The sequence below is a fragment of the uncultured Sphingorhabdus sp. genome (assembly GCF_937872355.1).
GTDB lineage: Bacteria > Pseudomonadota > Alphaproteobacteria > Sphingomonadales > Sphingomonadaceae > Sphingorhabdus_B.
On sequence record NZ_CALMSV010000073.1, the window covers coordinates 1 to 6734 of the forward strand.

Here is a 6734-nt window from a genome sequence, read left to right on the forward strand (position 1 = left end):
TAAACTGGAGGTTTTCGAATTTCAGATAAATATTCGCGCCTGTCAGGTTGGACAGCGTTTTGCTGTGCAAAGTGGGCGTTGCGACAATGGCGTCGCGGATACGCTCGTGCGCGGCGCGGACATCGGCAAGGGTCAGAAGATCGGACATAGTGGCGCGGGCCCTAACCTATCTGGCGCAATGTGAAAACAGACATTAAGGCTCAGGCATGGCAAGAATAGCTTTTATCGGATTGGGCGTCATGGGCGGCCCGATCGCACGTCACCTTCGCAACGCTGGTCATGAGATGACCGTGTACAATCGTTCATCAGCCAAGGCCGACAAATGGGTTGCCGAACATGGCGGGCAAAAGGCCGCATCGCCGGCAGAGGCTGCGAAGGACGCGGAATTTGTCGTTAGCTGTGTCGGCACCGACGATGACCTGGCCAGCATCACTTTGGGCCGCGATGGTGTATTCGCCGCGATGCCAAAGGGCAGCACCTTCATCGACCATACAACGGTATCAGCCCGGATTGCACGCCAGTTGGCTGTCGAAGCCAAGGGACGTGGCATCCATTGCGTCGATGCGCCTGTGACAGGCGGACAGGCTGGTGCTGAAAATGGCACCTTGGCAATCATGTGCGGGGGCACAGAAGCAGCGGTAGTATCGGCCACACCGGTGATGGCGGCATATTCCAAACGTGTCGTCCATGTCGGCGGTCCGGGCGATGGGCAAACGGCAAAAATGGTCAACCAGATTTGCATTGCAGGGGTCTTACAAGGCCTCTCCGAAGCCCTGCACTTCGCCCAATGTGCCGAGCTCGATCTCGACAAAGTGTTCGATGCCATTTCGGGAGGGGCTGCACAAAGCTGGCAGATGGACAATCGCTGGGCAACTATGGCGAAGGGCGAGTTTGACTTCGGTTTCGCCGTCGACTGGATGCGAAAGGATCTGGGGCTGGCAATCGACGAAGCCCGCGCCAATGGTGCCAGCATTCCAATCGCAGCAATGACCGACCAATTCTTTTCCGATATCCAATATATGGGCGGCGGACGACAGGATACGAGTGCATTGGTGCGGAGGTTGCCGAAACGATGAAAGCCATTACCCGATTGGCTGCGGCAATTTGCATTGCATTCGCAGCCCCTGTTTACGCCGATGGCATGGTTGAAAATGTCAATGGCATCACGCTCGACAAAGACGGCAAGGTTGTTCGCTTCTCTGCGGTGCTGATCGACAAGGAAGGCAAGATCAGCCAGCTTTTAACGAGCAAGGAAAAAGCTCCCAAACAGCTTGATTTTCGCCATGACGGGCGCGGGCTGACGATGCTTCCCGGGCTGATTGATGCGCATGGACATGTGATGGGGCTCGGTTTTGCAGCGCTGACGCTGGACTTGTCGGGTACCAACTCGCTGGAAGAGGCGCAGGCGGCGATCAAAGCTTATGCTACGAAATATCCCGAGCGCAGATGGATAGTCGGGCGTGGCTGGAACCAGGAAAAATGGGGCTTGGGTCGTTTCCCGACCTCTGCCGATCTGGATGCCGTCGTTGCTGATCGCCCGATCTGGCTCGAGCGGGTTGATGGCCATGCGGGCTGGGCCAACAGCAAGGCGATGGAAATTGCAGGTGTGACTGGTGCCTCAAAATCGCCTGCGGGTGGCCGAATCGAGATGGTGGGTGCCAAGCCCAGTGGCATCTTTGTCGATGCGGCCAGCGATCTCGTCGCAAAACACATCCCCGCACCCAAACCTGCGGAACGCGATCTGGCGTTGGCCGAGGCGCAGAAGGCATTGCTCTCGGTTGGCGTGACCAGCATTGCCGATATGGGAACGACAATCGAGGACTGGCAAAGCTATCGGCGCGCAGGCGATGCTGGTTGGCTGTCGATCCGTATCTTTGGCTATGCAGGCGGAATCGACAATATGGTGGCCATTGCAGGGCCGCGCCCGACACCCTGGTTGTATGACGACAAGCTGCGTCTGGGCGGTGTGAAGCTCTATCTGGACGGCGCGCTGGGCAGTCGCGGGGCTTGGCTGAAAAAGCCTTATGCCGATGCACCCGGTCAAACCGGTCTTTCATTTCTGGCAAGTGCTGAAATCCGTAATCTGATGGTCCGTGCGTCGATGGATGGCTTTCAGACTGCTGTGCATGCAATCGGTGATGCCGCCAACGCAGATGCGATTGGCGCGGTCGAGGATTTGGCGGAGACCTATGCGGGCGACCGGCGCTGGCGGATCGAGCATGTGCAGATAGTCGATCCGGCCGACCTGCCCCGCCTTGCCAAAAATGGCATCATCGCGTCGATGCAGCCGGTCCATCAGACATCTGACCGGCTGATGGCGGAAGCGCGGTTGGGGCCTGAGCGGCTGGCCGGTGCCTATGCCTGGAACTCGATACTGAAAGCGGGCGGGAAGCTTGCATTCGGCTCTGATACGCCTGTTGAAGCGCCCAATCCCTTTGCTGGCATCGCAGCGGCAATGACGCGCGAGGACGCACAGGGGCAGCCATTCGGAGGGTGGATTCCCGCCGAGCGAGTAACGCGCGAACAAGCCTTGGCTGGATTCACCATTGGCGCGGCCTATGCTGCTTTTGCGGAGGGAAAAGTGGGTTCGCTGACCCCCGGGCATCGCGCCGACTTTATCTTGGTCGACACTGATCCACTGCTGGCATCGCCTGCGCAAATCCGCGCGGCTCGGGTGAAAGAGACCTGGTTGGGCGGACGGCCGGTCTACAAACAAGATGATATAGCCAAGATAAACACCCTAAATGACGCAACATCGCGTTAATCTAGCGCGCAACAATGTTTTTAATTAATCGATTAAATTAGTCATTGCAGTTGCGCTTTGTTGCAGTTGAGCAACATTCTTTGAAAAATTGTTGCAACAATGTCTGTCGTAGGTGACTTATGCGCATAAAGCGCATAGGTATGCAGGCAATAATAAAAGTTGACGTTGAAGGAGAGGGTTATGAAGGCCAATACTGGCATCCGGAAAACTGTGTTCGCTTTATCTGCCGCAACTTGCGCGCTGGTGATGCCGACATATGCCTATGCTCAAGATGAGGCAGCCGACACCGCAGAAGAAGAAGTCGAGATCGTCGTTACTGCACAAGGCCGTTCGCAGGTCTTGTCTGATGTGCCGGTGGCCATTTCGGCGGTGAACGCCGAAACGCTGCAAAACAGCGGCGCGAATGACATTCGCCAGCTGAACCAAGTTGCGCCATCGCTGCTCGTCTCTTCGACTGGATCGGAAGCCAACGGCTCGGCACGTATTCGCGGTATCGGTACGGTCGGCGACAACCCGGGCCTTGAAAGCTCGGTTCCGGTCTTCATCGATGGCGTGTACCGCTCGCGTTCAGGCATCGGCCTCAATGAACTTGGTGAAATCGACCGAGTTGAAGTACAGCGTGGCCCGCAGGGAACCTTGGGCGGACGCAACTCGTCCGCAGGCCTGATCAGCATCTATTCGAAAAAGCCCGAATTCTCCTTTGGCGGTAGCGGCGAGCTGACCTATGGCAACTATGATTTCATGCGCGCTGCCAGCAGCATCACCGGACCGATCAGCGAACAGATCGCCTTCCGGGTAGACGGTGTTTATGTGAAGCGCGATGGTTTCTATCGCGATGATACCAATGGTCGCGATGTGAATAACCGTGACCGCTATTTCCTGCGTGGACAGTTGCTGTTCGAACCCAATGACGATCTGTCGGTTCGCCTCATTGCGGACTATACGTCGCGCAAGGAAGCATGCTGCGCTGCGACATATGTGGACGGTACGGTCAACCCATATATCGGCAATCTGAATAATTTGGCGACGCCGCTGAACAATTCGGCTGCGAACAACATTATCAATGTGCTGCGCGACCTGGGGCAGCCGCTTTCGTCGTTCAGTCAGGGATATGGCCGAAAGATTTCGATCAGCCCCAATCGTTTGTTCAATGGCGAAACCAAAGATTACGGTTTTTCCGGCCAGATCGATTATGATTTTGGCGGAGCTAAATTGACTTCAATCACGGCGTACCGTGAATATCGTTCGGGTCAGGCTTCAGATACCGATTATGGCGAAGTCGACATCCTTTATCGCGCACCCAGCGATGATGCCTATCGCCAGTTCCACACATTCACACAGGAACTGCGTTTGCAGGGCGAAGCATTTGGCGGCACGCTCGATTGGCTGGTCGGCGGTTTCTACGCCAATGAGAAGTTGACGGTTCGTGATAATCTGCGCTTCGGCAACCAATATGGCCGCTTTGCAACCTGCCGTATCATTTCCGGGGGCGGCCTTGCCGGTCTGTACTCGCCGACCAACCCATCATGCGTTGCGCCGGTCGTAGGCCCCGCAACGCTTGCGGGTGCTACCGGAACCTCTGGTGCGGATATCGTTGCGGCGTTTACAGCGTTGGATAGCCTCAATGATTTGGGAACTACCAATGAAAGCTACTTCCAGAACGGTACTAACTGGGCCCTGTTTACGCACAATATCGTGCACATCACAGACACGCTCGATCTGACACTTGGTCTGCGTTACACAAGTGACAAGAAAAAGTTCGATGCTACCTTCGGCAACGACAATACCCGCTGCACGACGATTCAGGGATTGGTCTTCGACGACCTGACAACGACGACCGCGGGTACAGCATTGCAGATTGGAACGGCCCGAGCTCTTGCATCAGCTCTGATCGGGCTGGGCTGTCAGGGTAACTCTACTGCGGAATTGAACGGCGTTTCGATTAATGACCGTCGCAGCGAAGACAAATTCACAGGCACTGCGATTCTTTCCTGGAAAGCGACAGATGATCTTCTGCTCTATGGCAGCTTCGCGCGTGGATATAAAGCAGGCGGTTTCAACCTTGATCGATCAGCGCTCAAACCACCGATCGTGGTGAACGCGGCAGGAGTGCCTACGAGTGTGACATTCGCAGGGGCTGGCGGAGCGCAGTCGCTGGTCGGCAATCTGCAATTTGATCCCGAAGTGGTCGACAGCTACGAAATCGGTGCAAAATATGCGACGGGGCCGTTCAGCGTCAGCCTCTCGGCTTTCCGTTCGGATTTCAGCAATTTCCAGCTGAATACCTTTAATGGCGCCGTGTACCTTGTTCAGACTATCAATGGCTGCTCAGCCGATCTTGGCGGGGCGGATCGTGATTTGAGCAATGCTACAGGAGCGTGTGCTGCAGGTGATGTAGGTTATGGCGTCCGGGCAGAAGGTTTCGAACTTGAAGCTTCGCTGGTTCCGGCTCGCAACTTCCGCATGGCGGCAGGCTTGACCTATGCGAATACCAGCTATCGCACCAATCTGGTGGGCAACAAGTCCGGTGCTCCGCTGGATGCCGCCTTGCGCAAGCTGCCGGGTGACAATCTGTCGAACGCACCTGAACTGGTGGCAACCAGCAGCATCACCTGGACTCCTGAAATTGGCGGAAGTGGTCTTTCGGGTCTGTTGTATATCGATGGTCGCTTGACCGGCGATTACAACACCGGCTCGGATCTGTTCCCGCAAAAGGAACAGGATGGCTATGCGATCTTCAACGCGCGCATTGGCATCCGCGGTCCGGATGAGGCTTGGTCGCTCGAATTGTGGGGCCAGAATATCTTCAATCAGGACTATGCGCAGGTTGCCTTTAACACGCCGTTCCAGGCAGGTGGCGCCAGCGCGCAATTCACCGATCCGCAATATCCGGGCGGTCGCCAGCTGTTCTCACACTTCCTGGCCGAACCGCGCACCTACGGAATTACGCTTCGTGGCAAATTCTGAGGAATGCCGAACCAAAATTAGAAAAGGCCCGCTTCGGCGGGCCTTTTTGTTTGATGCGTTACCGAAAATTAGAGCGGTATCGTAAAGTTCAAAAAATCGGGCATCGGGCCGTTCCAGTCGCCATCGACAGTGCCGTCGTCGCGTTCTTTGGCGGCAGGCTTACCGTGCTTTTTGGGTTCCGATTTCGCCGGCCGAGATGGTGCTTTTGCTTCACTGGGCTCTTTGGGTTTCGTCGAGGCTTTACGACGCGACGGGCGCTCACGTTCCGGTTCGTCCGCACTTTCGCTTGCCTGCTTACCCAGACGCTCGATCTTCAAGCCGATCAGCTTCTCGATATTATCGATCGCTTCTTCATCGGCCTTGGTCACAAAGGTAAAGGCTTTGCCCTTGGCACCTGCGCGACCGGTGCGGCCGATACGGTGGACATAATCGTCGGGATGCCAGGGAGCGTCAAAGTTGAACACATGGCTGACGCCCTTGATATCAAGACCACGCGCGGCAACGTCGGAGGCGACCAGAAGATTGATGGTTCCGCTCTTGAATGCATCCAACTGTCGCTGGCGCGATGCCTGATCAATGTCGCCATGGATTTCACCCGAACGAAAACCATGTTGCTGCAGGCTCTTGTTGAGCTCGCGCACGGTTGTCTTGCGGTTGCAGAAGATTATGGCGGTGTGCGCATCTTCGCTGCGTAACAGGCTCCGCAGCACTTCGCGCTTTTTCATCGGTGCAACATCGACCAGTTTGGCTTCGATGTTGAGATTCGAGGAGGCGGGCCTCGCAACCTCAATATATTTCGGGTTCGAAAGGAACTTGTCCGCCAGCTTCTTGATCGGCGGCGGCATGGTTGCCGAAAAAAGCAGCGTTTGCCGCGTTGTTGGCAGTTTCGTGCAGATATTTTCGATGTCGGGAATGAAGCCCATATCGAGCATGCGGTCGGCTTCGTCGATAACCAGCAACTCGCAGCCATTGAGCAGGATATTGCCGCGCTCGAAGAGATCCA

General features: G+C 56.0%; 4 protein-coding genes and 1 pseudogene. 3 read left to right on the top strand and 2 right to left on the bottom strand.

Annotated elements, in window-relative coordinates:
• Positions 1–148: pseudogene (locus tag Q0239_RS04120) on the bottom strand (threonine ammonia-lyase); the annotation flags it as partial.
• A gap of 58 nt (positions 149–206) precedes the next feature.
• On the opposite strand from Q0239_RS04120, the gene Q0239_RS04125 reads away from it, so the two are divergent.
• The 3 genes from Q0239_RS04125 (at position 207) to Q0239_RS04135 (ending at position 5731) form a co-directional block, all read left to right on the top strand.
• Positions 207–1076: an NAD(P)-dependent oxidoreductase gene (locus Q0239_RS04125; RefSeq protein ID WP_298598846.1), complete on the top strand. Its 870-nt coding sequence runs from the start codon at positions 207–209 to the stop codon at positions 1074–1076.
• On the top strand, positions 1073–2764 hold the full coding sequence (locus Q0239_RS04130) for an amidohydrolase (protein ID WP_298598849.1): 1692 nt from the start codon (positions 1073–1075) through the stop codon (positions 2762–2764). The genes Q0239_RS04125 and Q0239_RS04130 overlap by 4 nt, the downstream gene beginning before the upstream one ends.
• A 246-nt stretch (positions 2765–3010) precedes the next feature.
• The gene (locus Q0239_RS04135; RefSeq protein WP_298598855.1) at positions 3011–5731 is read left to right on the top strand and encodes a TonB-dependent receptor; all 2721 of its coding nucleotides are present in this window, start codon (positions 3011–3013) and stop codon (positions 5729–5731) included.
• A 68-nt stretch (positions 5732–5799) separates the two neighbouring features.
• Here Q0239_RS04135 and Q0239_RS04140 read toward each other — a convergent pair.
• The coding region (locus tag Q0239_RS04140; RefSeq protein ID WP_298598852.1) for a DEAD/DEAH box helicase at positions 5800–6734 on the bottom strand (935 nt) is incomplete at its 5' end.

What these genes read in the sequence shown, in the direction of transcription:
- Q0239_RS04125 (WP_298598846.1), top strand. Translation starts at nt 207, where the DNA reads ATGGCAAGAATAGCTTTTATCGGATTGGGCGTCATGGGCGGCCCGATC.
- Q0239_RS04130 (WP_298598849.1), top strand. Translation starts at nt 1,073, where the DNA reads ATGAAAGCCATTACCCGATTGGCTGCGGCAATTTGCATTGCATTCGCA.
- Q0239_RS04135 (WP_298598855.1), top strand. Translation starts at nt 3,011, where the DNA reads ATGCCGACATATGCCTATGCTCAAGATGAGGCAGCCGACACCGCAGAA.